General features: G+C 51.3%; 20 protein-coding genes and 2 riboswitches. Of the genes, 12 read left to right on the top strand and 8 right to left on the bottom strand.

The features are described from left to right. Positions 1 to 263: 263 nt before the first annotated feature. The 8 genes from ACFOLF_RS02165 to gyrA all read left to right on the top strand — a co-directional run bounded on the left by ACFOLF_RS02165 (position 264) and on the right by gyrA (position 13269). Positions 264 to 2045 (top strand): ABC transporter ATP-binding protein, encoded by a 1782-nt coding sequence (locus ACFOLF_RS02165; RefSeq protein WP_210040381.1) that lies wholly within the window; start codon positions 264 to 266, stop codon positions 2043 to 2045. Further along, entirely contained in the window at positions 2042 to 3871 is a 1830-nt protein-coding gene (locus ACFOLF_RS02160) for an ABC transporter ATP-binding protein (protein WP_379113885.1), read from the top strand. Before ACFOLF_RS02165 ends, ACFOLF_RS02160 begins: the two co-directional genes overlap by 4 nt. 128 nt (positions 3872 to 3999) lie before the next feature. After that, positions 4000 to 5181: a formate-dependent phosphoribosylglycinamide formyltransferase gene (gene purT / locus ACFOLF_RS02155; protein WP_210040383.1), complete on the top strand. Its 1182-nt coding sequence runs from the start codon at positions 4000 to 4002 to the stop codon at positions 5179 to 5181. A 229-nt stretch (positions 5182 to 5410) separates the two neighbouring features. Further along, positions 5411 to 6235: a GDSL-type esterase/lipase family protein gene (locus tag ACFOLF_RS02150; protein ID WP_210040386.1), complete on the top strand. Its 825-nt coding sequence runs from the start codon at positions 5411 to 5413 to the stop codon at positions 6233 to 6235. A gap of 100 nt (positions 6236 to 6335) precedes the next feature. Continuing rightward, on the top strand, positions 6336 to 7274 hold the full coding sequence (locus tag ACFOLF_RS02145; RefSeq protein WP_379113893.1) for an ABC transporter ATP-binding protein: 939 nt from the start codon (positions 6336 to 6338) through the stop codon (positions 7272 to 7274). Continuing rightward, positions 7267 to 8253: an ABC transporter permease gene (locus ACFOLF_RS02140; RefSeq protein WP_210040390.1), complete on the top strand. Its 987-nt coding sequence runs from the start codon at positions 7267 to 7269 to the stop codon at positions 8251 to 8253. The genes ACFOLF_RS02145 and ACFOLF_RS02140 overlap by 8 nt, the downstream gene beginning before the upstream one ends. 514 nt (positions 8254 to 8767) lie before the next feature. Then, positions 8768 to 10744: a DNA topoisomerase IV subunit B gene (gene parE / locus ACFOLF_RS02135; RefSeq protein ID WP_210040392.1), complete on the top strand. Its 1977-nt coding sequence runs from the start codon at positions 8768 to 8770 to the stop codon at positions 10742 to 10744. Positions 10745 to 10833: 89 nt separating this feature from the next. Continuing rightward, positions 10834 to 13269: a DNA gyrase subunit A gene (gene gyrA / locus ACFOLF_RS02130; protein ID WP_210040394.1), complete on the top strand. Its 2436-nt coding sequence runs from the start codon at positions 10834 to 10836 to the stop codon at positions 13267 to 13269. 6 nt (positions 13270 to 13275) lie between these two features. Here the strand turns inward: gyrA and ACFOLF_RS02125 are convergent, their stop codons facing one another. Next, positions 13276 to 13446, bottom strand: coding sequence for a hypothetical protein (locus ACFOLF_RS02125; RefSeq protein WP_210040396.1), 171 nt, complete (start codon positions 13444 to 13446; stop codon positions 13276 to 13278). A gap of 193 nt (positions 13447 to 13639) precedes the next feature. Here ACFOLF_RS02125 and ACFOLF_RS02120 point away from each other — a divergent pair, with 193 nt between their 5' ends. Beyond that, positions 13640 to 14047: a MarR family winged helix-turn-helix transcriptional regulator gene (locus tag ACFOLF_RS02120; protein ID WP_210040398.1), complete on the top strand. Its 408-nt coding sequence runs from the start codon at positions 13640 to 13642 to the stop codon at positions 14045 to 14047. Positions 14048 to 14184: 137 nt separating this feature from the next. On the opposite strand, the gene ACFOLF_RS02115 is transcribed toward ACFOLF_RS02120, so the two are convergent. From ACFOLF_RS02115 to ACFOLF_RS02100, 4 genes are read right to left on the bottom strand one after another with little or no spacing between them, the layout of a single operon-like run. Further along, positions 14185 to 15513: a CapA family protein gene (locus tag ACFOLF_RS02115; protein WP_379113883.1), complete on the bottom strand. Its 1329-nt coding sequence runs from the start codon at positions 15511 to 15513 to the stop codon at positions 14185 to 14187. Further along, entirely contained in the window at positions 15510 to 16268 is a 759-nt protein-coding gene (locus ACFOLF_RS02110) for an RluA family pseudouridine synthase (protein WP_210040400.1), read from the bottom strand. The genes ACFOLF_RS02115 and ACFOLF_RS02110 overlap by 4 nt, the downstream gene beginning before the upstream one ends. Then, positions 16265 to 17131 carry a class I SAM-dependent methyltransferase gene (locus ACFOLF_RS02105; RefSeq protein WP_210040403.1) on the bottom strand — a complete coding sequence of 289 codons (867 nt, stop codon included), beginning with the start codon at positions 17129 to 17131 and terminating at the stop codon, positions 16265 to 16267. Before ACFOLF_RS02105 ends, ACFOLF_RS02110 begins: the two co-directional genes overlap by 4 nt. Further along, positions 17118 to 17846 (bottom strand): response regulator, encoded by a 729-nt coding sequence (locus ACFOLF_RS02100; RefSeq protein WP_210040405.1) that lies wholly within the window; start codon positions 17844 to 17846, stop codon positions 17118 to 17120. Before ACFOLF_RS02100 ends, ACFOLF_RS02105 begins: the two co-directional genes overlap by 14 nt. Before the next feature lie 47 nt (positions 17847 to 17893). Here ACFOLF_RS02100 and ACFOLF_RS02095 point away from each other — a divergent pair, with 47 nt between their 5' ends. Next, positions 17894 to 20014, top strand: a complete 2121-nt coding sequence (locus ACFOLF_RS02095; RefSeq protein ID WP_210040407.1) for an ATP-binding protein — start codon at positions 17894 to 17896, stop codon at positions 20012 to 20014. A 40-nt stretch (positions 20015 to 20054) separates the two neighbouring features. Here the strand turns inward: ACFOLF_RS02095 and ACFOLF_RS02090 are convergent, their stop codons facing one another. Beyond that, on the bottom strand, positions 20055 to 20378 hold the full coding sequence (locus ACFOLF_RS02090; RefSeq protein ID WP_210040409.1) for a helix-turn-helix domain-containing protein: 324 nt from the start codon (positions 20376 to 20378) through the stop codon (positions 20055 to 20057). Between the two features lie 568 nt (positions 20379 to 20946). Here ACFOLF_RS02090 and araA point away from each other — a divergent pair. Beyond that, entirely contained in the window at positions 20947 to 22437 is a 1491-nt protein-coding gene (gene araA, locus ACFOLF_RS02085) for an L-arabinose isomerase (protein ID WP_210040411.1), read from the top strand. A 117-nt stretch (positions 22438 to 22554) separates the two neighbouring features. On the opposite strand, the gene ACFOLF_RS02080 is transcribed toward araA, so the two are convergent. After that, positions 22555 to 24492 carry a terpene cyclase/mutase family protein gene (locus ACFOLF_RS02080; RefSeq protein WP_210040412.1) on the bottom strand — a complete coding sequence of 646 codons (1938 nt, stop codon included), beginning with the start codon at positions 24490 to 24492 and terminating at the stop codon, positions 22555 to 22557. Between the two features lie 540 nt (positions 24493 to 25032). Continuing rightward, a riboswitch (cyclic di-GMP riboswitch) is annotated at positions 25033 to 25113 on the bottom strand. Between the two features lie 39 nt (positions 25114 to 25152). Further along, positions 25153 to 25236: riboswitch (cyclic di-GMP riboswitch) on the bottom strand. Positions 25237 to 25321: 85 nt separating this feature from the next. Further along, positions 25322 to 25834, bottom strand: a complete 513-nt coding sequence (locus ACFOLF_RS02075; protein WP_379113881.1) for a class D sortase — start codon at positions 25832 to 25834, stop codon at positions 25322 to 25324. A 416-nt stretch (positions 25835 to 26250) separates the two neighbouring features. Here ACFOLF_RS02075 and ACFOLF_RS02070 point away from each other — a divergent pair, with 416 nt between their 5' ends. Beyond that, a complete protein-coding gene (locus tag ACFOLF_RS02070) occupies positions 26251 to 26694 on the top strand; it encodes an Hsp20/alpha crystallin family protein (protein WP_210040413.1) in 444 nt (147 codons plus the stop codon). Positions 26695 to 26788 lie beyond the last annotated feature (94 nt).

The following is a 26788-nucleotide window of genomic DNA, read 5'->3' as shown; positions in this document are numbered from 1 at the left end:
CTGTGGATGAAGCAAGGTTCTTTGCTGTGAAAATTAATTTGCAAAAACAAAGACTAATTATGCAAAAACGGAGCAATGTGTGCATGTTGGTCATGATTTGCGACGATATCGAAGAATACCCCCTAACAAATCGTCAATATGGAAGAGAAAGCGGATTCTGCCATCTATATGCGTCGAAGCTCTGTTTGCCGTGTCGGAATGATGCTGTTAATATTCATTCATATTCAATAAAAAAAAGCAAGGAACAAGGAGAGGAAAACCCATTGGACGTCTTTAGGCAACTCAAGGAGTATTATTGGGTCGAACGCAAGAAAATGATTGCATCGATTGCGTTTCTGATCTGTGCAACAGCGCTAGGGCTTGTGTACCCCAACATGCTGCGAATCTTGATTGACGATGTCATCAAGCCTCGTGATTTCAAGTGGGTGCCTGCGCTATCGCTGACCGTGGTAGGTATCGTCAGTTTAAAAGGATGCCTGCAGTTTTTACACGGTTATTTTGCCGGCCAGCTCGGCAACCGGGTGGCATTCCGGCTGAGGAACGCATGTTATGAGAAGCTTCAGAAACTATCGTATCAATACTATGATACGGCCAAGACGGGAGATCTGATGTCCCGCCTGACAGCTGATCTGGAGGCGGTGCGGAACTTTATCGCTTTCGGGTTTGCGCAAATTTTGAACATGATTTTGATGATCGTATTCGGGGCGTCTATGATGTTTTACATCCACTGGCAGCTTACATTGATTACCTTGGTGACCATGCCGTTTCTGGCATTCGCGGCAGTCCGGTTTGAGAAACAGATCCATCCGGCCTTCCGGGAAATGCGGCTGGCGATGAGCAATCTGACGACGACGGTTCAAGAGAATATCACCGGCATGAGAACGGTGAAATCGTTCGCGCGCGAGCCGCATGAAATCGACAAGTTCTCCAAACGCAGCGATTTGTATAAAGAAAATCAGATCGGCGCATCGCTGTTATGGTCCAAATTCTTCCCGGTTATGGAGCTCCTGGCCAGCTGTTGCGTCGTTATCCTGCTCGTGGCGGGCGGTACTCTGGTGATTAACGGGTCTTTGACCCTTGGTTCGCTGGTCGCCTTCTTCAGTATGGTATGGTACATTATCGGACCGATGTGGAATATCGGATTTCTGATCAACAACTACACGCAGTCCAAAGCTTCCGGAGAGCGTCTTACCGAGTTATTAAACCAGTATGTCCACGTTAAAACCGGCGAAGAGCCTGTTGTTCTGGAGGACAATATCGTAGAAGGGCATGTCCGCTTCAGCGGAGTAACGTTTAACTATCCGGATAAAGCCCCTGCTGTTACGAATCTGAACATCGAAGCGCCTCCAGGAACCGTTATCGGCTTGCTGGGCGGAACGGGCTCAGGCAAATCCACCATCATTCAGCTGCTGATGCGCGCCTATAATATCAAGAAGGGCACGATCACGATAGACGGCTTTAATATTAATGATCTTACGCTCGAAAGCTTGCGTTCACATATTGCGATCGTATTTCAGGAGACCTTCCTGTTCTCCTGTTCGATCCGGGACAATATTGCCTACGGCATCAATCAAGTGACGGAGGAGCAAATTATCCAGGCGGCTAAGCTGTCCAAGGCCCATGATTTCATTATGGAGCTGCCCGAGGGCTATGATACCATTGTCGGAGAGCGGGGGATGGGACTGTCCGGCGGGCAAAAGCAGCGTATTGCCATCGCCAGGGCGCTGATCAAGAATCCCAAGGTTCTTGTTCTCGACGATTCCACCAGTGCGGTTGATATGGAGACAGAGCATGAGATTCAAGCGGGCTTCAAAGAGGTTATGGCAGGTCGGACGACTTTCATAATCGCCCACCGGATTTCTTCTTTGCGCCATGCGGACGAGATTCTTGTCATGGACAAAGGACATATTGTACAGCGCGGCAAGCATCAGGATTTAATACGGGTTCCAGGCCCTTATCTGGATACGTACAATATTCAATATGCCGACCGGCCGCAAGTATCTGCAGCAGAGCCGGCAGCAGCAGAAAGAAGGGTCGCCCAGTGAGTGAGCAGAAGACGGCTCGCGGCGATAATCGCGAACGGTTTATTTACAAGGATGACGAACTGATTGAAAAGCCCTTTAACTGGTCGCAGCTGAGCAGGCTGTTCCAGTATATGAAGCCGTACAGCAAGCAGCTGCTTCCTTTGGTCATCGTGACGATGATTTTGGGAACCGCGACGAGACTTGCCGTTCCGGCCATCATCATTGTGGCCATTGATGAAGCCATTGCGCCCAAGAGCGGCGAAACCAGCCTGACCAAGCTATATATGTACGCAGGGCTGATGCTGCTGCTCTATATTATTCAGTGGGCAGCCAACACGTACCGGATCAAGTACACGAGTTTGATTGGACAAAGGGTTATTTATGACCTGCGCCAGGATTTGTTCCGCCATATCCAGAAGCTCTCTTTCCGCTTCTTCGACAAACGGCCTGCCGGCTCGGTGCTTGTCCGGGTAACCAATGACGTCAATGCCCTTCAGGATTTATTCACGAACGGCGTCGTCAACCTGCTGATGGACTGCGTGCAGCTTATTGGTATTATTATCATCCTCCTGCTGTGGAATTTCAAGCTGGGCGCGGCCGTTATGATCACGGTGCCGCTGATGTTCATCGTTTCGGGAGCGCTGCGCAGACGGATTCGTTTTGCCTGGCAGGATGTCCGGATGAAGCAGTCGCGGATTAACGCCCATTTGAATGAAGCGATCCAGGGGATGAAGATTACCCAGGCCTATACGCAGGAAAAAGCGAATTTCTCATTCTTCAATCATATCAATAATACGAATATCAAAGCCTGGAACCGGGCGTCGGCGCTCAATCAGGCATTCGGTCCGATTATCGAAATCACCTCTGCAATCGGGACGCTGATACTGTTCTGGTACGGCTCGCATCTCATCCAGGCCAACGTCATAACAGTCGGCGTGCTGGTCGGATTTGCCAACTATGTGGGGAATTTCTGGGACCCTATCAACCGTCTGGGCCAAATGTACGCGCAGCTGCTGGTTGCTATGGCTTCGTCCGAGCGCATCTTCGAGTTCATTGACGAGAAACCGACGGTTGTAGAGCTCCATGAAGCCAATAAACTCCCGGCTATCCGCGGCGACGTCAAATTCGACTCCATCGTCTTTGAATACGAGAAGGGCAGACCGGCTCTGAAGGGCATTACGCTGGACGTAAAAGCGGGCCAGACCATCGCGCTGGTCGGTCATACCGGCTCAGGCAAAAGTACGATTATGAACCTGCTGTGCCGGTTCTATGATCCCGTTGAAGGCGCCGTTCTCGTCGATGGCATTGATATCCGCAATGTAAGCATCGAAAGCCTGCGGTCCCAGGTCGGAATCGTGCTTCAGGATACGTTTATTTTCTCGGGCAGCATCCGGGATAACATCCGTTATGGCCGTCTGAATGCAACGGACGATGAAGTGGTGAGGGCAGCCACGGCGGTAGACGCGCACGACTTTATTATGAATCTGCCTGATGGCTATGACACGCAGGTGCAGGAGCGGGGGAATGCGCTCTCTATGGGGCAGCGTCAACTGCTGTCCTTCGCCCGGGCGCTGCTTGCCGATCCCCGCGTGCTCATTCTCGACGAAGCTACGGCGAGCATCGACACGGAGACAGAGCTCAAAATTCAGGATGCGCTCAAGACGCTTCTTACGGGGCGCACCTCCTTCATCGTTGCCCACCGTCTGTCGACCATCCGCAATGCCGACAGCATTGTCGTTCTGGATCATGGCGTCATCGTGGAACAAGGCAGTCATGAAGAGCTGATCCGGCATGGAGGCACGTATAACGGCCTGATTGAAGCGCAATATCGTTTTTTATCGGCATAATTCTTGATTTTTTGACGAGGAACCTCCACAATGGAAGAAAACGATAGCGATGTGAGCTGTGCGTCCCATTATGACGTAAGGACAGCAGCTTAGCTCTCATCGGTTTCTTCCAGGAGGTTCTTTTTTTTATGTCTTACGGATCACCGCTTACTCCTCATGCCCGAAAAATCATGCTCCTTGGCTCAGGTGAACTGGGCAAGGAAGTTGTCATGGAAGCGCAGCGTCTTGGCATCGAAACTATTGCCGTAGACCGGTATGCCAACGCTCCCGCTATGCAGGTCGCTCATCGCTCCCATGTGATCGACATGCTGGATGCATCGGCGCTTAGAGAGCTTATTCTGCAAGAAAAACCCGATCTCATTGTGCCCGAAATCGAAGCGATTGCCACAAGCGCGCTTGTGGAGCTGGAGCAGGAAGGATTTCATGTGATTCCGACAGCCCGCGCCGCTCTGCTGACCATGGACCGCGAAGGAATCAGACGGCTTGCTGCCGAGACGCTTGGCCTGCCCACGGCTCCATACCGTTTCGCCGATACGCTTGAAGAACTGCAGCAGGCAGTGGCTGAGCTGGGTACTCCCTGCGTAGTCAAGCCTATTATGAGCTCATCCGGCAAAGGCCAAAGCGTCTGCCGCTCGGAAGCGGATATCGAAGGCTGCTGGCAGATCGCCATGGACGGGGGACGTGCGAAGAAACAGCGCGTGATCGTGGAAGGATTCATCCATTTCGAGTCCGAGATCACGCTGCTTACGGTCCGTTCCGTGTCGGGTACGGCATTCTGCGCGCCTATTGGACATGTTCAGAAGGACGGAGATTATATTGAATCCTGGCAGCCGCACGCCATGGCGGACAAGCAGATTGCCGAAGCCGAAGCGATAGCGAGAGCGGTAACGGAGGAGCTGGGCGGGTACGGCATCTACGGTGTAGAGCTGTTTTTGACCTCCGAAGGCGTCTTGTTCAGCGAAGTCTCGCCCAGACCGCATGATACCGGAATGGTGACGATGGCGACGCAGGATTTATCGGAATTTGCTCTGCACGCCCGGGCGATTCTCGGCTTTCCGGTACCTACGATCCGGCTGCTTACGCCTGGTGCTTCCTATACGCTGAAGGCGGACCGGGATTCGGATTCCTTCCGGATCAACGGCATTGGCGAAGCGCTGTCGCTGCCGAATACGCAAGTCCGTGTGTTCGGCAAGCCTGTCACCAAGCCGGGCCGACGTATGGCCGTTGCGCTATGTTCCGCGGATAACACCGAGCAAGCGCGCGAGCTTGCAAGGCAGGCGGCGGAATCGCTAACAATCGAATACAGCTGACTTGTGGTGATCATGATCTCGCCCGAGCGCCAGCGTGAAACGAATCGTCAGGTCCTGCAAATGACCTGATCCGGCTCGGACTTACGCCCGCTCGGGTTTTTACCTGTTTTCCAAAATCCGTCATAATTTGCAAATTCGTGGGCAAAGCTTTATTTTAAACGTATACAGGCCTGATGTACCTTTCCGGGCATCATTTTACATTTTCGTGTAATAGGGGGAAATACATAACATGAAGAGCAATCGGTCGACGGGGCTTTGGAGAGCCGTAAGCATAACCGCGCTTGCTTCCACTCTTCTCCTCCTGTTCGGATTCGGCTACTCGGTCAAAGATATGCTGTGGCCGGCCGGCAAGGCATACGAAGGCGAGAGCTCTGCCGTTCAACCGGAGAAAACAGCGAGCCTCGCGGCGAGTAAAGAAATTCGCATCACGGCCTTTGGCGATTCGTTGACCAAGGGGACCGGAGATGCGACAGGCGAAGGATACGTGAAGCAGGTTGTCCGGCTGCTGCAGGAGAAATTCAGGATTCCTGTTAAGCTGAATAATAATCTGGCCATCAACGGTCTGCGCGCCGATCAGCTTGTGGAACAGCTGAAAACGGATAAGGGCTACCGATATTCCATATCACAAGCAAATTTGATTTTATTTACCATCGGAGGAAACGATTTGTTCCAGATTGCAACCGGTGAAGAGGCAAGCGAGGCAACCGGAAATTTCAGTCTCGACAAGCTGCGGAAGGAGCTGCCTATAGGGATCGCGCGGCTGAAGTCCGTTGTTGCGGAGCTGCATGAAATAAATCCGACGGCACAGGTGGTATATACGGGTATTTATAACCCGTTTTATGATCTGCAGGATTTGCGCGAAGGCAGCCTCGAGGTGCAGAAATGGAACACTCAGGCTTATGAGCTGCTTCATCAATATCCCAATATGACGCTTATCCCAACCTTCGATTTGTTTGAGAATACCATTCAAACCTATATTTCTTCCGATCATTTTCACCCGAATCATGACGGCTACGCGCAAATCGCCGCGCGTATTGCCCAGTCCTTGGAATAGGAGGCTTTATACGATGTGTTCGATGTCCGCTGCCCAACCGCCCCATCAGAAGCTGCAAGCGCCTCAGCCGCCTGTTCCAGCGGAAAATCACGAGATTATCATGTCCGTCAAAGATGTGAAGAAGAGAATTGGACGTAAAATGATTATTCATGACGTTTCTTTTGATGTCCGTGCCGGTGAAATTTTCGGTTTTCTCGGGCCGAACGGCTCCGGCAAAACAACGACGATCCGGATGCTGGTAGATTTGATCAAGCCGACTTCAGGTGAAATCAGCATTTGTGGACATAATGTTCACCAGGACCCTGAGAATGCGCTTAAGCATATTGGCTGTATCGTTGAAAATCCCGAGGTCTATACTTATATGAGCGGGTGGGAGAATCTCGAGCATTTTGCCAGGATGCAGCACGGAATTGATGAAAAACGCATTCAGGAGGTTGTCGGCGTTGTAGGGCTGGACCAGCGTATTCACGATAAAGTCAAAACATACTCGCTTGGTATGCGCCAAAGGCTGGGCATTGCTCAAGCGCTGCTCGGACGGCCCAAACTGCTGATTCTGGATGAACCGACAAACGGGCTGGATCCCAAAGGAATCAAGGAGCTGCGGGAATTTGTCCGCATGCTTGCAGGTCAGGGAATGAGCCTGTTTATCTCCAGTCATCTGCTCAGTGAAATTCAATTGATGTGCGACCGCGTCGCCATAATCAGCCATGGACGCGTACTTGCCGTCGGAACGGTTGACGAGCTTGTCAATCAGGCCGGCAGCTATGTGGTCTGGCAGTTCGATCAGTCTGACGCGGGGAGACGGCTGCTTGCAGGCGAGCCGGATATTGTCTTTGTCGGAGATCACGAGCATCAGATCGACGAGGGGATATTGGCCGGAATGGAGCAGGCCGTCATTACGACGATGCCGCTTGAACGAATCCCGTACGTCGTTGAGCAAGCGGTTCGTGCCGGTATCAGAGTCCGGTCTGTTCAGCGCGTTGCACCTACGCTCGAGGAGCTATTTTTGAAAATGACGGAGGGGGAGAGCATTGGATAGATTGCTGCCGCTGATACAGAATGAGACGCTGAAAATTTGGAAAAAAAACCGCTTCTACGTGGTCATTCTCGTCCTGCTCGTCCTTATTCCGGTATTTACTTATGCCCAGGTGAAAATTGCCGAAACCAACAAAAAGAATTTCAAGGATTGGCGCAACCAGCTCGTCCAGCAAATCAATGATTATCAGAATACGCTTTCCAGCGAACGGATTCCGGAAGAGTGGAAACGGTATCGAAAAATCGCCGTGCAGCAGCTGCAGTATTATTTGAATCACGATGTAAATCCGAATTCGCCTGACGGGGTAACCTTCACACGGGGATTTATGGAGAATTCCGTCTCTTTGTTCTATCCGCTGCTGGTGCTGGCCATTGCTTCCGACCTGGTGTCGGGTGAACGTTCAAGCGGAACGATCAAAATGCTGCTGACAAGACCGGTACGAAGATGGAAAATATTGTTCAGCAAGCTGGTGGCGCTGACGCTTTATGTCTCTCTGATCGTCATCACGAGCGGTATTCTATGTTATCTCATTTCAGGACTCTTCTTTGGCTATCAGGGCTGGAATATGCCGATATTTACGGGCTTTGTGCTGAATGGCGCAAACGTGGACAACAGCCTGGTTCATGCGCTCCCGCAGTGGCAGTACCTGCTGATGCAATCGGGTCTGATCTGGTTCTCATCGATGACTGTGGCGATACTGGCCTTAATGGTTTCAGTCCTGGTCCGCAGCACAGCGGCAAGCATTGTCACGATGATGGCGGCTGTTATCGCCGGAACAATCCTGGCCAGCATGTCCTCCTCCTGGGAGAGCGCCAAGTATGTCTTTGCCGTCAATCTGCAGCTGACCGACTATCTGGCGGGCTCGCCGCCTCCGATTGAAGGAATGACCCTTACATTTTCGCTTCTCACCTTGGCGGCGTGGGCTGTCGGAGGACTAATTGTGTCATTCACCGTCTTTACGAAACAGGACATCTTGAATTAAAATAGCTTGGGTAAGCGGTGCTTATTTGCGAAAGAACATAAAGGGTCTTGCATATTCGTCAAATATTAGCTTATGCTTACAAGGCAAGTTTTGAGCCGAGACTGAGATTCACCAGTGGTACCACACAATTACTTCAAGAAATGCTTATGAAGCGAGTTTTCGTCTGGTGGAACCATGTTCTGGTTCCATTAGGCGGAGCCGCGCAAAAACTTGGATTATGCTTACGAAGCGAGTTCTATGCTCGCGCTGAAGTACATCAAGTTGTATCACACAAAACTTAAGTAACGCTTACGAAGCGAGTTTTCGTCTGGTGGAACCATGTTCTGGTTCCATCAGGCAGAGCCGCGCAAAAACTTGGATTATGCTTACGAAGCGAGTTTTGTGCTCGCGCTGAAGTACATCAAGTTGTATCACACAAAACTTAAGTAACGCTTACGAAGCGAGTTTTTGCTTGATGGAACCATGTTCTGATCCCATCAGGCAGAGCCGCGCAAAAACTTTTAGGAGGACGTGTATGACTGAGCAGGTGGATCTGTTTGCGGGCGCAACTTCTTCGGCTGCCGATCGCAACTATGAAGCAGACGATATACAAGTGCTGGAGGGGTTAACCGCTGTTCGCAAACGGCCCGGGATGTACATCGGGAGCACGACTACCTCGGGACTTCATCATCTCGTCTGGGAGATCGTCGACAATGCGGTTGACGAGCATTTGGCAAAATTCTGCTCCGTTATTGAGGTCGTTATCCATAATGACGGCTCGATCATGGTTCGCGATAATGGCAGGGGTATCCCGACAGGGATGCATAAGACCGGGATTCCGACTCCGCAGGTCGTCTATACGATGCTGCATGCAGGAGGTAAATTCGGCGGCGGGGGATATAAGAAATCCGGCGGTCTTCACGGCGTTGGCGCTTCGGTTACGAACGCGCTGTCCGAGTGGCTGGAGGTGGAAATCTTCCGTGACGGTAAAATCCATAAGCAGCGCTTCGAATATTGGGTCGACAAGAAAGGCAAGGAGCATGTCGGCGAGCCGACGACCGGACTTGAAGTTATCGGCAATACGAACCGCACCGGCACCAAGGTCACCTTCAAGCCGGATGCCCGTGTATTCCACGGCAACATCGCCATTAATTTTGATACCTTATCCGAACGGCTTCAGGAGATTGCCTTTCTCAATTCGGGGCTTAAGGTTTCAGTGAAGGATGAGCGAAGCGGCAAACAGGATATTTATTATTATGAGGGCGGCGCCCGTCAATTCGTCCAGTTTCTGAATGAAGAGAAAACAGTGCTGCATGAGGTCATTCATTTTACCGGAGAGCGGGACGATATTGAAGTCGAAGTCGCGCTGCAGTACAATGACGGATATACGGAAACGATGGCCTCGTTCGTCAATTCCATCCCAACCCGAGGCGGCGGTACGCATGAGACGGGGTTCAAGACGGCCTATACGCGGGTGATGAATGATTATGCACGCAAGAATTCGCTGATCAAGGAGAAAGACAAGAACCTTGAGGGAAATGATCTCCGCGAAGGCATGATGGCTGTCATTAACATCAAGATGTCGGAAGTGGAATTTGTCGGCCAGACGAAAGACCAGCTGGGAAGCGCCTCGGCGCGCGGCGCAGTTGATGCGATTGTTTCGGATAAAATGCAGGTATTTCTCGAAGAAAATCCGCAAACTGCCCAAATGCTGTTGAAAAAATCGATTCAGGCATCAAGGGCGCGCGAGGCAGCGCGCAAAGCGCGCGAGGAAATTCGCAGCGGCAAGAAGAAGAGCGAGAGCTCCAATCTGGGCGGTAAGCTGACACCGGCACAATCCAAGGACTACACCCGCAACGAGCTTTTTATCGTCGAAGGGGATTCCGCTGGAGGCTCGGCCAAGCAGGGACGGGATTCGAAGCATCAGGCGATTCTGCCGCTTAAAGGAAAACCGATGAATCCGGAGAAGTCAAAGCTCGCCGATATCCTCAAAAACGATGAATATAAGGCGATTATCGCAGCAATCGGAGCCGGAATCGGACCCGAGTTTGATGCGGAATCATGCAACTATAACAAGATTATTATCATGACCGACGCGGATACGGACGGCGCCCATATCCAGGTGCTGCTGCTCACGTTCTTTTACCGGTACATGAAGCCGCTTATCGATCTGGGGCGGGTATTTATCGCTCAGCCTCCGCTATACAAGATTACCCGCAAATCCGGCAAGCTGGAGACGGTTCGGTACGCCTGGACCGACGAACAGCTGCAAAACTATTTGAAAGAGTTTGGCAAGCAGTTTGAGCTTCAGCGTTATAAAGGGCTGGGAGAGATGAATCCCGATCAGCTGTGGGAAACCACCATGAATCCGGAATCCCGCACGCTGCTTCAGGTCCAGATCGAGGACGCGGCCAAAGCCGAGCGCCGTGTATCGACGCTGATGGGCGATAAAGTGGATCCGCGCAAACGATGGATCGTGGAAAATGTCGATTTTACGGAGTATGAAGAATAACCCGCAATAAAGCGGGGTTGGAGAGGAACGCACCTTTAAGCGATGCAGCCTGTACCAGCCCCTCAATAAAGGTTAGGAGCTAAACATAAATGGGTATGATGGAACAGTTTCTGCCGGCGTTTCTGGAGGAGGTCGTCGGGGACCGATTTGGACGCTATTCAAAGTATATTATCCAGGATCGCGCGATTCCCGATGTCCGCGATGGATTAAAGCCGGTGCAGCGGCGAATTCTGTACGCCATGTACGATGCCGGCAACACGCCGGACAAGCCTTACCGCAAGTCTGCCAAGACGGTCGGCGACGTGATGGGAAATTACCATCCGCATGGCGATTCTTCAATTTATGAGGGTATGGTCCGGATGGCGCAGCCCTGGAAAATGGGGCATATGCTTGTTGACGGACATGGCAACTGGGGTTCTCAGGATGATGATCCCGCAGCGGCCATGCGTTATACGGAGGCACGCCTTTCCAAAATCGCGATGGAGCTTCTGCGGGATATTGAGAAACGGACGGTTTTGTTCAAGGATAACTTTGATAATACAACCAAAGAGCCCGTCGTCCTCCCATCCCGTTACCCGAATTTGCTTGTTAACGGGGTAAGCGGGATTTCGTCAGGTTTTGCCACGGAAATTCCGCCTCATAACCTCATTGAAGTCATTGATGCCTGTATTGCGGTGATGGAGCAGCCGGATCTGAATCTGGAACAGCTGATGTCCATTGTGAAGGGACCGGATTTTCCGACTGGCGGCCTGATCATGGGGGAAGAAGGCATCCGTGAAGCCTATGAGACGGGAAAAGGCCGCATTTATATCCGTTCGAAGGTTGCTATTGAGGATATGAAGGCCGGACGCCAACAAATCGTCATCACCGAAATTCCGTATCAAGTCGTCAAATCGCGCCTTGTTACCGCCATGGAGAACATCCGGATCGAGAAAAAGGTCGAAGGGATCGCCGAGGTTCGTGACGAGAGCGGACGAAACGGGATGCGGATCGTCGTAGAGCTGAAGAAAGATGTCGATGCGCAGGGGATCCTTGCCTATCTGCTCAAGAAAACCGATCTTCAGGTGACCTATAATTTCAACATGGTGGCCATCGTCAACAAGACCCCGAGGCAGCTGGGACTTAAGGATATGCTCACCGCTTATATTGCTCATCAGCGGGAAGTCGTTACATTCCGCACCAAATATGAATTGGAAAAAGCCGAGGACCGCGCCCATGTGCTGGAGGGCCTGGTTAAAGCGCTGAATCTGCTGGATGAAATTATTGCCACGATCAAAGCCTCCAAGAACCGCCAGGACGCGCAAAACAATCTCGTCTCGAAGTTTGAATTCACCGAACGGCAATCGGATGCCATTCTGACACTCCAGTTGTATCGTTTGACGAATCTGGAAATTACTTCGCTGGAGAAGGAATTGAAGGAAATTCAAAAACGGATCGCCTATTACAAGTCCATTCTGGGCAGTGAGAAAAAGCTGATCGGGGTCATTAAGGATGAGCTTCTCGATATTCGCGGCAGCTTCGGAATCGACCGGCGTTCCGGCATTCAGGGTGAAGTCGACGAACTGAAGGTGAATCTCGAGGTTATCGTGCCTGCTGAAGAGGTATATGTAACACTCAGTTTGCATGGATATATCAAACGGACCTCGAAGCTCTCCTTCACCCGATCAGGCGGAGAACTCTCCAGCGCAGGCGTCAAGGAAGGCGACTTTATCCGGACCATGCTTGATGTGAACACGATTGAACAGCTCCTGCTGTTCACCCGCAAAGGCCATTATTATATGCTGCCTGTTCATCTTATTCCGGAATTCAAGTGGAAGGATGCGGGGACGGCGGTTGTCAATGTGGTGCCGATTCCGAAGGATGATTCCATCGTGAGCATCATTCCGGTAAAGGATTTTGAAGAGCAGGGCCGGTCGCTGGCATTCGTCACCAAACGCGGCCAGGTTAAACGAACCGACTTGAAGGAATACCGCTCAACGCGTTCCACAGCTATCGCGGCTATCAAAGTCTCGGAAGGCGACGAAGTGCTCAAGGTTGTCCCAAGCGATGGAACCAAGGAACTGCTGCTGGTCAGCAAGCTTGGAATGAGCATCCGGTTTATTGAGAGCGAAGTGAGCGCGATGGGGCGTGTAGCTGCAGGGGTCCGTGGGATCCAGCTTCGTCCGGAGGACGAAATCGTGGGTGCGGTATGGGTATCCGGAGATGAAGGAGAAGTGCTCGTCCTGACCGAGCTCGGTTTTGCAAAACGGTCGCTGCTTATGGACTACCCTATACAGGGACGGGGCGGCAAAGGCATGATCAGCTTTGAGTTTAAGGAAGGCAAGCGGGTAAGATCGAACGGCGAGCAGCTTATCGGCGCCATTTACTGCAAAGAAGAGCGGGAATTGCTGGCCGTCACGGCATCGGGCGCAGCTTACACCACGACCACGGAAAAAGCTCCTATCGGCGACCGGAAGTCGACAGGCAAGGCCATTGTCACTGTCGATAAGAAGGACCCGCTCGTAACCTTCTTCCATAAGGTATAAGAGAATTCAATCAAACGGCTGATAAGGCGGCTCGCTGCGCTCCATAAACTGCGTCAAAATATCCAGAACGACCCACAGAGGCGCCGGTTCATTCAACCGGTCCAGCCATTGTGGGTCTTTTAATATAATTCCGGCGTCAATCAACTTCTGTATCAAAGCCAGCTTACGCTCATCCATTCTCTTCACGCTCCTGTCCTTCAATTCGATCCTGGTCAACAGCCCATATTGATAATCTATGTCATATGTTGTCTAAAGGTTCTCTAAAGACTCGATTAATGGCGCAAAATATTAATTGCATTAACCTTTAATCCGACATTTGCCAATGATATAATGAAGGTAAGAATACAGAGAGCTTGAGGTGGTGACGGTAATGGTATCTGCGGAGTTTGCCCGCTTGTGGATGAAGATGACAAAGGAATGGAAAATGCATCTGGAGGAGTCGCTTGCACCGGGTTTAACGGAAGGCCAACTGGGCGTGCTGGAGCTTTTGCTTCAGCATCAGCCGATGAAGCCCTCGGATTTGCTTGCTTATCTAACGACGACGCCCGCCGCGATCACCACCCTGCTTGACCGGATGGAGAGAGGCGGTCTGGTGACGCGCAGCCGCGATGATCATGACCGCAGAATTGTATGGGTGAATGTGACCGCTAAAGGCGAGTCGGAAGCGAAGCGCGGAATTGAATTAAGAGATGCGTATATCGGAGAAGCGCTGGACCGGATCTCCTCGCATAATCAGCAGCTGCTTGTTTATCTGCTCGGTAAAGTCGCAAATTCATAATAAGGCGCATGAATGTCGGCCTCTTAGTCAATCTCCAGTAAAAAATAAAAAAACGCACATCCGACTTCATCTTCACGTTGAATCGGATGTGCGTTTTTTTGCTGACTGGCCGCGCAGCTTTAAGCTGCTCCGCTTGATTATTTGGCAATGGCCTCATGAACCGCCATGGAATTTAATCGTTTGTTAACCAGCTCCAGCTGCCTGCTAAGCAGCGAATAGTCCGCAGAGGCAAGTCCTTTGAGGCTGCGGTTCTTAATCGTCTGCGCAAGAGGCACAACCGCATATTTATAGGCTTCCTTGTTTCCGCTGCGGTAGACCCATGTCGGAATCGTCTGAATTTCGCCGATCGTTGTACGATGGGTTGTATTGTTTTTATGAATCATAACCTTGTAAATCACGCCGTAATCCTTGGTGTCGCCGCGTTGGTTGGAAATAAAGTTACCCATCGAGTATATGATCAGACCGCGTCTTACAGAACCATCGGGCTCTGTCGTTTCTATGGTCTCATAGGGCTGCAGCACATGGGGATGAGAGCCTGCTATAATATCCGCACCGGCTGCAATAAGCTTGCGGGCCAGCGCCTTTTGCTCGTCATTCGGCGCCGTCTGGTATTCAATGCCGAAATGGAGGGCAATGGTGATAAAATCCGCCCCGGCCTCATGGAGACGACCGATGTCGCGGACCATGGCCTCTTCGTCGATCAGAGAAACCGCGTAAGGCTTATCCTTGGGCAGTGGAATACCATTGGTGCCATACGTATACGCAAGCAGGCCCATGCGTATTCCTTTGTGCTCTACAAGGGTGAGGTGGTCCGCCTCCGCCCGGGATCTGGCCGTTCCTTTGACAGTGAAGCCCTGTTCCAGCAGATGCTTTAACGTCAGGTCAATGCCTTGCGCCCCGCGGTCCATGGCGTGATTATTCGCGTTGGTGATCACATTGAAGCCGGCATACTTAAGAGCGCTGGCCAGTTCGACGGGGGAATTAAAACGCGGAAAACCGGAATAGCCAAGCGACTTGCCGGCGATGGGCGTCTCCAGATTGCCAAGCGTCCAATCGCCCTGCTCCAGCAGCGGCTTCACTTGAGTGAAAAAGGGATTGAAATTGTATTTTTTCGTTTTCACGTCGTAGGAAGAAGGCAGCTGGGGCATATGCATCATGATATCTCCGACCGCCATCCATACCGCTTCGCTATCTGGAACAACTTCATCGTTTCCTGCGGAATCCGGTTCTTCAACAGCTGGATCATTTGCGATATCGTTGGCGGGCTCCCCTTCGGTGTCAAGAGGTTTCGCGGCAGGCGAAGACTCAATCGGCTTTGGTTGGAGCTGCTCCGTATCTGTATCCGTGTTTGCGGCTTCGGAGCTTTTCTCAATGCCCGGGTTATCGTTCAGCTTCGGTGTATCCATACAGCCCGACAGCAGCGGGAGAAGAACGATTACCGTTATGACAAGCCGCAGCATTCTCATCGCAGTTCACCTGAAGCAGGCAGTTTCTCAAGCCCTCTGGAATAATCCTCAGCGTCGAATCTGTTCCACGGCTCCTCCATGGGGGGAAGCGAGCGGAAGGTCATCCATTCCTTGGTTACCGGATGTGACACACCGATTGATACAGACCACAATGCGATATCCCGTTCTCCCTCCACCGCAGCCGCGCCATATTTCCGGTCATAGAGCAGCGGGCAGCCGGTTGCGGCCATTTGAGCGCGGATTTGATGGGATCTGCCTGTCAGCAGGCGGACAACAACCAGAGAGCAGCTGCCCCTGCTAGCGACAACGGCGTAATCCAGCACCGCTTCTTTGGCATCGGCTGCCGGCCGATCATACACGGAAACGATATTACGCTTCGCGTCCTTGCTCAGATAGTGCACCAGACGGCCGGAGGATGCTTCAGGAGCTCCCTGGACCAGGGCAACATAGATCTTATCGAAAGAACGGGTGCGGACCGAATCAGACAGACGTGAGGCCGCTTTGGAAGTTTTGGCAAAAAGCATGGCTCCGCCAACAGGACGATCGAGCCGGTGTACGAGGCCGACAAAAACATTGCCTGGCTTAGAGTAGCGTTCCTTCAAATCCTGCTTCAGCAGATTCACCATATCCGGTTCGCCCGTATCATCCTCCTGGGAGAGGACGCCGGGCGGCTTGACGACGGCGAGCAGGTGGTTATCCTCATATAAAACCGTCAGCTTCCCCGATCCGGGCAGGGGATATTCGCTGCTCATCATTGACTCTCCCAGCGGCCCAATATACCGCAGGGCAAGGTCAGACCCGACGCCGTAATGGGTAGTCCAATTTCTCCGCAGCGGATCGTTCCCTCATACTTCTGGCCGATTGTCATATGCAGCAGGTTATGCAGCACAGAAGGGGACAAGCCTGTCGTATAGGAATTCACGAGGACAAAGAGCGGATTCGGAGACAGGATGGCTCTGCAGGACTCCAGGAATGGATATAAATTCTCTTCCAATTTCCACATTTCGCCATTTGGTCCTCTGCCGTAGGAAGGAGGGTCCATAATAATGGCATCATATTCGCGTCCACGGCGCTGCTCGCGCTGCACGAATTTGAACACATCGTCGGTAATGTAACGGATGGGATGATTCTCAAGCCCGGACAGCTGGGCATTCTCCTTGGCCCACTGCACCATGCCCTTGGCTGCATCGACATGGCAGACCTCGGCACCGGCGGCAGCAGCTGCAACAGTTGCACCGCCCGTGTAAGCGAACAAATTCAATACCCGAATCGGACGATTGGCTCTGCGGATTTTATCCATCATCCAGCTCCAGTTGACAGCCTGCTCGGGAAACAACCCCGTGTGCTTGAAGCTGGTAGGCTTGATATGAAATTTCAGCTCTCCGTATGAAACCGACCAGCGATCGGGCATCTTCGTGCGGAATTCCCACTCGCCGCCGCCCGACGAGCTGCGGTGATAGTGGCCGTCCGCGCTTGTCCACAAGCCGGCTTCGCTTGTGATCGGCCAGATCACCTGGGGATCCGGACGCCTGAGCACAAAGGAGCCCCAGCGCTCCAGCTTTTCACCTCCTCCGGTATCCAGTAGTTCATAATCCTTCCATTGATCAGCGTTGTACATGAGAACTTCCTTCCTTGAAATTGAATTTATAGCCCACACCGCGTACCGTCAGAATGTAAAGCGGATTTGCCGGATTGGGCTCGATTTTCTTGCGCAGATTGCTGATATGAACCATAAGGGTCCGTGTATCCCCCATGCTGTCATGACCCCAAACGATCATATAGAGCTCATTCAAGGCAAACGCCCGATTGGGAGACTTGGCCAGACGGACAAGCAGCTCGAATTCTTTGGCTGAGAGGAATACTTCCTTCCCCTGAACATGGACAGTCCTGGCCAGAAGATCGATGATTAAGCCGTCGTAGCTCAGAACCTCCTCGTATTCCCGCTCGGCGCGCTGCTGCTCGAAGACGTTCTGTCTGCGCAGGTGGGCCTTGACTCTGGCTACCAGCTGGCTGGGACTGAAGGGCTTGGTGATATAGTCGTCGCCGCCCACATTCAGACCGTGTATAATATCCATATCATCGCTTTTACAGCTAATGAACAAGATGGGCACTTCGGATGAAGCGCGAATTCTTGTACAAACTTCGAAGCCGTCGAGCGTCTTAAGCGATATATCCAAAATGATCAGATCCGGTTTCAATGCATCCGCAAGTGTGATGGCTTCTTCTCCATTATCCGTGGAATGGACAATAAAACCCTCCCGTTCCATATATAGGGCAATTAACTCGGTAATATCCGGTTCATCATCGACCACCAAAATTTTACTGCCGTTCATCTTACACCCTCCCCTATCTCGAACCATTATATCTAATGGAGGGAGGTATGGGCAATCAGCGTTTTCAAAAAAGGAGTGAGTTTTTTATTCGCCGCCTGTTGATTTTACTCATTTTATTGCTGACACTGCCCCTTGCTCTGGCAGGGTGCGGAGACAGCCGGGACTCTCACAAGCATGCAGCGGAGCACGGAACTCTGGATCTTCGCAACCGCTCTTTTCTGGAAGAGGGAGCAGTGGCATTGAACGGGGAGTGGGCATTCTATCCGCGCCAGCTGCTGACGCCGGAGCAACTGGCTTCGAATGCTCCGGGAGTCCATTATGTCGATGTGCCGAAATCATGGAACAGCTATCCCGGGGATTACGGTTTGAAGGACGGGATGGGTTTTGCCACCTACCGGCTGACAGTCCGGATCGATCCAACGGAGCAGGTGCTGGCCCTGCGGGTGCCCAATATATACAGCGCCTACAAGCTGTGGATCAATGGCGAGCTTTTGACTTCGGAAGGCACGGTGGGGACCAGCCGTCAATCGTCGAAAGCGGAGCAGTATCCCAGCGTAGTGGCGTTCAAGGCGGAAACGGGGCAGATCGATATTGTGGCGCAGGTGTCTAATTTTCAGCATCGAAAAGGCGGGATATGGGTCGAATTCCGATTAGGGGGCAGCGACTCCATGCTCCGCATGCAAAAATGGTCTGCAGCGCAGGATATGGTTATTTTCGGAAGCCTGCTGATTATTGGCATTTATCATATCGGGTTGTATGCATTCCGCAGGCAGGAGAAATTTACGATTCATTTTGGCCTGCTGTGTTTGATCGTAGCCTTACGAGCGGGCGTCACCGGCGATTCATATTTGCTCCAGTTTTTTCCGATCTCATGGGAAACAGGGGTGAAGCTGGGCTACATATCACTGCCGTTATGCGCAATTTCCGGTTACTTGTACGTATACAGGCTCTTCCCGCAGGATGCGTCCAGGAAAGCCATTAAAGCGATTATGGGCATCGGCTTTGTACTCACCTTCTTCGTTCTTATCGTTCCGGCGATTATTTATTCCAAAATCCTGCTGTTTTATCAGCTGTTTGCTCTTGTTGTGGGGCTGTACTGCCTAGTCGTTCTGGTCATTGCAAGGATGAACAGAAGGGAGGGGGCAAGCTTTGTTCTTGCAGGTATGGGCGTTTTTGTTCTTACCGTATTTAATGATGTTTTTTTCTATAATGAATGGCTTGTATATGCACAGCTTGTGCCGCTCGGGTTGTTTTTCTTTATATTGATGCAGTCCTTTATCATTTCCACGCGCTTCTCCAGCGCCCTTCGCCGGGTTGAACTGGTGTCCAATGAGCTGAGGGAATTGAATGCGCACCTGGAGGAACGGATCGAGGAGAGAACGGACGCCCTGAAGCAGACCAACCAGACGCTGGAGGAAGCGAACCGGGAGCTTGGCCGGATGGAGACCTCAAGACGACATTTAATGACAAATATTTCACATGATTTGCGAACGCCGATTACATTGCTGCAGGGGTATCTTGAGGCTATTCAGGACGGAGTCGTAAGCACGGAGGAGCAGAGGCAGCGGTACGTCCGCATGATGCTTGGCAAGGTAGGCGGATTGGAACGGCTGATCCATGATCTCTTTGAGCTCTCCAAGCTGGAAGCGGGGCAGCTGCATTTTGACAAGGCGGCTGTCAGCCTGGAGCAGTGGCGGGAGCAGCTTTGCGAGCAGTACGAGATTGATGTGCGCAGCGCAGGGCTCGCTTTTGAGTGCGAATACATAGGGGATAAGGACGGCAGCGATTATCCGGATCCGCAGCAGATCAGTCTTCAGCTTGATCTGCCAAAAATAGACCAGGTCATGGCAAACCTGGTCTACAATGCCATCAAGCATACCCAAACAGGGGGCAAGATAACGCTTTCTTTTTCTTATAGACGTGATTCCCACGATGCTTTAATTACCGTCTCTGACACCGGGATCGGAATAGAAGCGGAACATCTGCCCTATATATTCGACCGTTTCTATAAAAAAGAAATATCCCGGAACTCGGCTGATGGCGGAAGCGGTCTGGGCCTTGCGATTGCCAAAGAGATTGTTGAAGCGCATGGCGGCAAAATCGGCGCCAAGAGCGAACCTGGAATAGGTACAACTATCTGGATAGCGCTTCCAGCTTTCATTTTATAAAGCCGTGCTGTAAAGATTATAAAGCTGTGCTGTAAAGAGGTCACTCGGCTTGCTTAATTACAGCGAGCATCCGGTCGATGGATTGTTTTCTTTTGTCATGGTCCATGCCGTTAAGAATGCGGATGATTTCGAAGGCATCCGGGGAAACATTGTGTTCCTGCTTGGTACTCTCGCCGCCGATAATATAATCAAGCGTTACGTTAAACAAAATGGCCAGCTTCTTCAAGGTTTCGTAAACAGGTTGGCGGTTGTTGATCTCATAATGGCTGTACGCGGATCGGGTGATTCCAATCTGCTTGGCGACGTCTTCCTGCGACAGACGCTTTCTCAATCGCAATTCCCTTAATCGATCTCCCATTGTCATAGCAATAGCTCCTTACGTTCACACCGGACAATAGTCCTAGTACAAACGGGTACCTTTTAATTCTATATACTAGTAATTTATGATACAAAGTGTATCAATGTCAAGTGCATTCCGTGAATTTCTCTAAGAAATACGGGAAAAACAATGATTTAATCGATTTTAGGCCATTTAGAATGGATTCAAATTTGTCATCCGCCCTTTTGTTCAGGATTGGGGGCAGATTAGGTATTGAAAAAGAATCCGCTTGGGCGTACAATACATATTGTTATGGTTGTACGTACAAGTTGAGCGAGATTGGTTGAAAAGGGACAGGCATTTTCACTGGGAATAAGCAGTTCACGAAGTGATTGAAGGATTTACGGACTGGATTGTCTGTACAAGTTGGGAATATGTACTGACAACTCGGACAAATGATTTACAGGCAGCCGGATGGGCACTTCCCCGTTCAAAGGCTGCAGTACATTTCACTGACAACCGAGATGGATAACTCATCTAACGGTTGCAGTACATTTCACTGACAACCGAGATGGATAACTCATCTAACGGTTGCAGTATGGAGGGAAAAAATATGCTTAACGTGAAGCCTTATCAGTTTTGGTTTGTAACGGGCAGTCAGCATTTGTACGGTCCGGAAACGCTGCTTGAAGTCGCAGATCATTCCCGTACGATCGCTGAGGCGCTGGGCAGCGACGGCTCTATCCCTTTTGAAGTGATCTTCAAACCAGTGGTGAAATCGCCGGATGAGATTTACAAGCTATGTTCGCAAGCCAATGTGGATGAGAGCTGTGCAGGCATCATCACCTGGATGCATACCTTCTCTCCGGCCAAAATGTGGATCGCCGGCCTGTCCGAGCTGCGGAAGCCGCTGCTGCATCTGCATACGCAATTTAACCGCGATATTCCATGGGACAGCATTGATATGGACTTTATGAATACGAATCAATCCGCGCACGGTGATCGCGAATACGGTTTCATCGGTGCCCGCATGGGCATAGCCCGCAAAGTCGTTGTTGGACACTGGGAAGACCCGCAGGCCCGCGGACGCATTGCCGGATGGATGCGTACTGCGGTTGCTTTCACAGAAGGACGCAGCCTCAAGGTGGCCCGCTTCGGAGACAATATGAGGGAAGTTGCGGTTACTGAAGGGGATAAGGTGGAAGCTCAAATCAAATTCGGCTGGTCCATCAACGGCTATGGCGTCGGCGATCTTGCCGCGCGTATAGCGCAAATTTCCGAGGAGCAGGTCAACGCTCTGACGGATGAATATGAAACGCTGTATGTGATTGCAGCTGAAACCAGAAATTCCCCCGAGAAATGGGAGGCCATACGCGAGCAGGCACGCATCGAGCTCGGGATGAAATCCTTCCTGGAGGAAGGAGGGTTCACGGCTTTCACCACCTCGTTCGAGGATCTGCACGGCCTCAAACAGCTGCCGGGTCTGGCGGTACAGCGTCTGATGGAGGCGGGCTATGGATTTGGCGGAGAAGGCGACTGGAAGACGGCTGCCCTGACCCGCATGATGAAGATGATTGCGGACAACAAAGGCACCTCGTTTATGGAGGATTACACCTATCATTTTGAACCGGGGAATGAAATGGTGCTGGGTGCGCATATGCTTGAGGTTTGTCCGACCATTTCCACAGGCAAGCCGCGCCTTGAAGTACATCCGCTCGGTATCGGCGGCAAAGCCGATCCGGCCCGGATGGTATTCGATGGCCGCAGCGGGCAGGCGTTGAATGCCTCCATAATCGATCTCGGCAACCGGTTCCGACTGATCATCAATGTCGTGGATGCGGTCCAGCCCGATCACGACATGCCTAAGCTGCCTGTGGCGCGCGTATTATGGAAGCCGCAGCCCTCCCTTAGCGAGTCGGCAGAAGCATGGATTCATGCTGGAGGCGCCCACCATACCGTTTTCTCCTATGAGGTTACAGTGGAGCAGCTGGTGGATTGGGCGGAGATGGCCGGCATCGAATACGTCATCATCGATAATTCGACCAGCACGCGTGCCCTCCGCAACGAGCTGCGCATGAGCGATTTGTATTGGAAGCTCCGTTAATCTTTCTTCAGCAATATCGTATTTCAATCGCAATTCGCACTGGCTTTTAATTGACAAGCGTCCCTCGGAAGGGGCGCTTTTTTTTGCATGCCATCATCAATTTCGAAGAGCGCACTGCTATTTGGGAGATGCGCCATACTTTTGCTCATAATGGGAAAGCGCAAGCAGCGGCCAAACCAGCGAATAGCTCTCATATCGGTTGTAGAAATGGCCTGGAAGTCCAGCACCTGTCGGGTAACTGGAGACGATGCTTTTACTGTCCAGATTTTGAAGGATAAAACCCGCGGCGTGCCGGATGGGCTCATCCGGCTCATCTCTGACCGCAATCAAGGCATCCAGCGCCCAAGCGGTCTGGGAGAGTACGGAAGCGGCAAGCGGCATATACCGCTTCACCCGGTTGCTGAGGCATGACTCACCGAAGCCGCCATCCTCATGCTGAATGGATTGAAGCCACCGGGCAGCCTTGCGGATGGCGGGCTGCTCTGCCGGTTCGCCGGCAGCCATCAGGCCGGTTAGCGCCGCCCAGGTTCCGTAAATATAACAAACCCCCCAGCGCCCATACCAGGACCCGTCGTTCTCCTGATTATGATACAGCCATTCTGCTGCATGTTCGACGAAACGGTGTCTGGCAGTAAGTCCGAGTGTGTGCCCCAGGTAATGCAGCGTTCGGCCCGTCAAGTCTGCCGTGGACGGATCAGTGGCTGCATCCTTGCCTCCTTCAATTGGCAGCCACAGTAGAAGCGGATTATCGATATTGCGCTCGAATGCGGCAAAGCCTCCATCATTATTTTGCATCGATAAAAGCCACTGCAGTCCGCGGGAGCTTGCTGCTTCATAACGGGGGTCCTTCATGCCTGATATAGCCCTGAGCGCTGCTGTAGTATCATCCATATCGGGATTGATCGTATTGATATCCGAGAATCCCCAGCCGCCTGCCAATGGATGCCGGACGCCAAGCTTCCAATCGCCAAGCTTCGTATGCTGCCTGGAAAGCAGATATGCCCCGGCATTTCGGGCAGCAGGCGAGTCGGCAGGCGTTCCGGCCTCTTGAAGCGCGTAGCTGATTAATGCCGTATCCCACACGGTTGAATTGGTATTTTGGAGCATCCGTTGGCCGTCTCTTTGGAAAATCTGGCTTTGAAGTCCCTTCATCGCCATTCTGATAACCGGGTGAGTGCGCTCATATCCAGTGGCAAGCAGGGCATAAATCATGAGGATTGTCGAGGTTGCATAGCTGTAAAGCAGGCCGTTCGATTCAATCCGTTCAAGCATGAACTGCTCTGCGCGGGCTGCCGCATTCTTCTGTGAAAGGAAGGAGCTGAATCCGCCGGTCAGCGGAAGCTTCTTCAAGGCCAGCAGCCAATCCTGCAGGAGGGACAGCTTGCTGCGGTCAAAATGCCGCATCCATAAGGAGCTGGCATCCTCATTTTCCCCGTACGGATCTTCCGGCTTCGTTGAGGATCTATGTAAATCCAACCGGGGGATGGAGGCTAGGCCAAAGTTCGGCTTGCGGTACCCGAGAAGCAGCATCGGAGCCATATGGACGCGGGCATAACCGGAAAATTGTTGAAAGTGAACGGGGGAATAAGAGGGCAGGAGCATGATGGAAAGGGGGAGCGGGAACCACCTGGGCCAGGGATATTGCCCGATAACGGCAAGCAGGAACTTGGTCATCAGGCTGTCAACGCCGGATAAACCGCCCAACTTGCGGATCGTTTCATAAGCCCTCGTCATGAAGGGTGCTTCGGCATCGAAGCCGGCATAGAGCAGGGCGCAGTAGTTTTCCGCTGTAGCGGATAAATTGCCGGCAGGCTCATCGGGATAGACGCGCCAGGCGCCGTCATCGCCTTGGTTTGCGATGATGCGTTCAGCCAAGGCCTGAACAAATGGATCGCCTGGCTGCTTCTCTTCTACAATGCGCATCAGGATGATTGCTGCGGCATCAAGCGTCTGCCCGCTTTCTATAAAGCCATACCGCCAACTTCCGTCCGGCGATTGATGATTGATTAATCGGCTGGAGAGCAGACTGATCCCGGATTTGACATTTTGGAGCATATTATCCCCTCCCCGTTGGCCGTTATGAAAGAGCCAAGGATAATATGTATGCCTGCCGGAGTGATTTTCATAACCGAGAAGGGTCTTGATGCGTGAATACTGGAAAACGCGGGTGTTTCCTTTGAAGTGAATTATAAATGTTCAGCCGTCGCGCGGTGATATCCGCCGGGCGGCCTTTTTGTTAACAGCAGGATTAATGGATAGGTCATTGGGCTGAATCTGAGGGAAATGTGTCTGGTAAAAAACAACGAGCCCAAAAGGGGGATCAGGGACTTTCGATATAGGTATGGATAGACTATGAATCAAATTTCCCGGGCAATTTGTATGTATAAGTTACTCCGTTTTTGGTTATTAACAGCACAACAGGAGTTTTTGCGGCAGGTTTAAATGCAGCTCCGATAATTCCATTATCCAATTGCTTCGTATCGAGCCAAGTCGGGGAGTCCGTACCGGATGCTGCTACAGTTGTGGATAGGGGAAGGGACAAAATGAATACGGTCACGAGAACAAGAAAAAAAGATTTCATGAAATAAGACTCCTTTCGGTAGCTGGCTGCCATCCAAGCGGGAAGGCCCTTTAGCTTTGCGTCCCTGTCTTTCGACAAGTTTGCCGTTTATCGTTGAGTGTTTATTGTTTTTAGAAAACAAAAAAAGACAAACTTTCGGCAGCTGGCTGCCATCCAAATAATGGGAAGGCCCTCTAGCTTTGCGTCGCTGCCTTTCGACAGGTTTGCCGTTATCGTGACTTATCTTGACAATAACTATACCAATATTTGATAGAATGTACAACTATTTTTAAGTGATATTAGATTACAGTTTCGCCTGAACAATCAGACGATGGGTCGGATTAATAAGCGGATCGCATGTGATAAGCGTGAGCGCCTGTCGGTGTCATTGCCATTCAATACGGACAGGTCAGTTGGCTTGACGACCGATATTTTGAATACGGTATATGCCATAACCTTGTCTTTGACCCGTATCGTAATTTTGTCGCCCATCTTAACTTCCCCCAGCCTATTGAACAATCGGCCTTTCGTATGAGCCCGGTGTGCAGCCAGGGCAGCATTGCCAATATCTCCAAGTGCGGCTGTTTCTGTCAGATGGACAGCGGCGTACTTCATGTTTTGCGTTGTGGCGCCTTCCAGCACAGGAAGCTTCACATCGATGCTGCCGATTTCAATAACAGCGATTCCTTGAGGATCTTCCATGCTCTGATCGTCGCTGACAGCCTCAGGTACGGCAGCGTCTGCTTCATTAGAGAACAGGTCGGATAATCGCTGGTAACTCTCTGCAAGCAGGCGATCGGATTTCTCAGCCGCGGAGGCGAAGGTATTATGATCCATGCGATCAAGCAGACGCCGCTGCTTCTGATCATAATGCCATTATTTTGCAAAAGGCAGCGCAATCAGCACAAACCCAGTGATGATCAGCAAAAAAGAAAGCAGTTTCTTCATGTTGGCTGGCCCTCCTGTAGGGTCATTAAACCAGATAGGAACTGTACAAAATCTGAACAACATGTGGAGTGTAACGTCCTCATGGCTATTCTGGGCAGCACGCGAGCTGCAGTGAAAGGTCAAAAAAGATCAAAGTCAGAGAAAGTCAAAGAAAGACTGAGAAAAATAACGAGGGGACTGCCGGATTTCCTTAAATTCACGGAAAATGATTTTTATTGTTGTTTTATCGGGTTTGAAGAGAGCAGGCAGCATCCTTATAATAAAAAGTGTAAGCATCACATTATAAGAAATTGGAGGAGATGTACATGTTGGATTTAGTTCCGTTTCGGAAAAGAAATGAAGATGTCAGCCGCAGCTTGATGAAATCATTCCATGATATCTTCAATGAAGATTTCTTTGCGCCGATGAGAAGCAATACCCATCCATTCCGCACGGATATTCACGAACGCGAGGATGCTTTTCTGATTGAGTCCGAGCTTCCCGGATTCAGTAAAGCTGATATCGATATTAGCTACAGCAATCATTATTTGACGATTAAGGCTTCGCGCAACCAGGAACAGAATGTGGATGGGGAAGATCATCAGGTTATCCGGCGTGAACGTTATTATGGCGAATTTGTCCGCCGTTTCTATGTAGAAAATATTAAGGATGACCAAATATCGGCGAGCTTCGAGAACGGTATTCTGAAGCTGGAAATACCCAAGAAGGAAAAAGCGCAATCCGTTAAGAAACGCATTGAAATTCAATAAGATTATCTCTTTGGCTGAAGGTCTGATGAAATAATCGCTGTAGTCGGGGAACACAGCCAAGAGTACAAGGGCAAACCACAACAAAACAGGCAGC

This window comes from Paenibacillus sepulcri, assembly GCF_042647105.1.
GTDB lineage: Bacteria > Bacillota > Bacilli > Paenibacillales > Paenibacillaceae > Paenibacillus_Z > Paenibacillus_Z sepulcri.
This window is presented reverse-complemented; position numbering and strand designations above follow the sequence as displayed.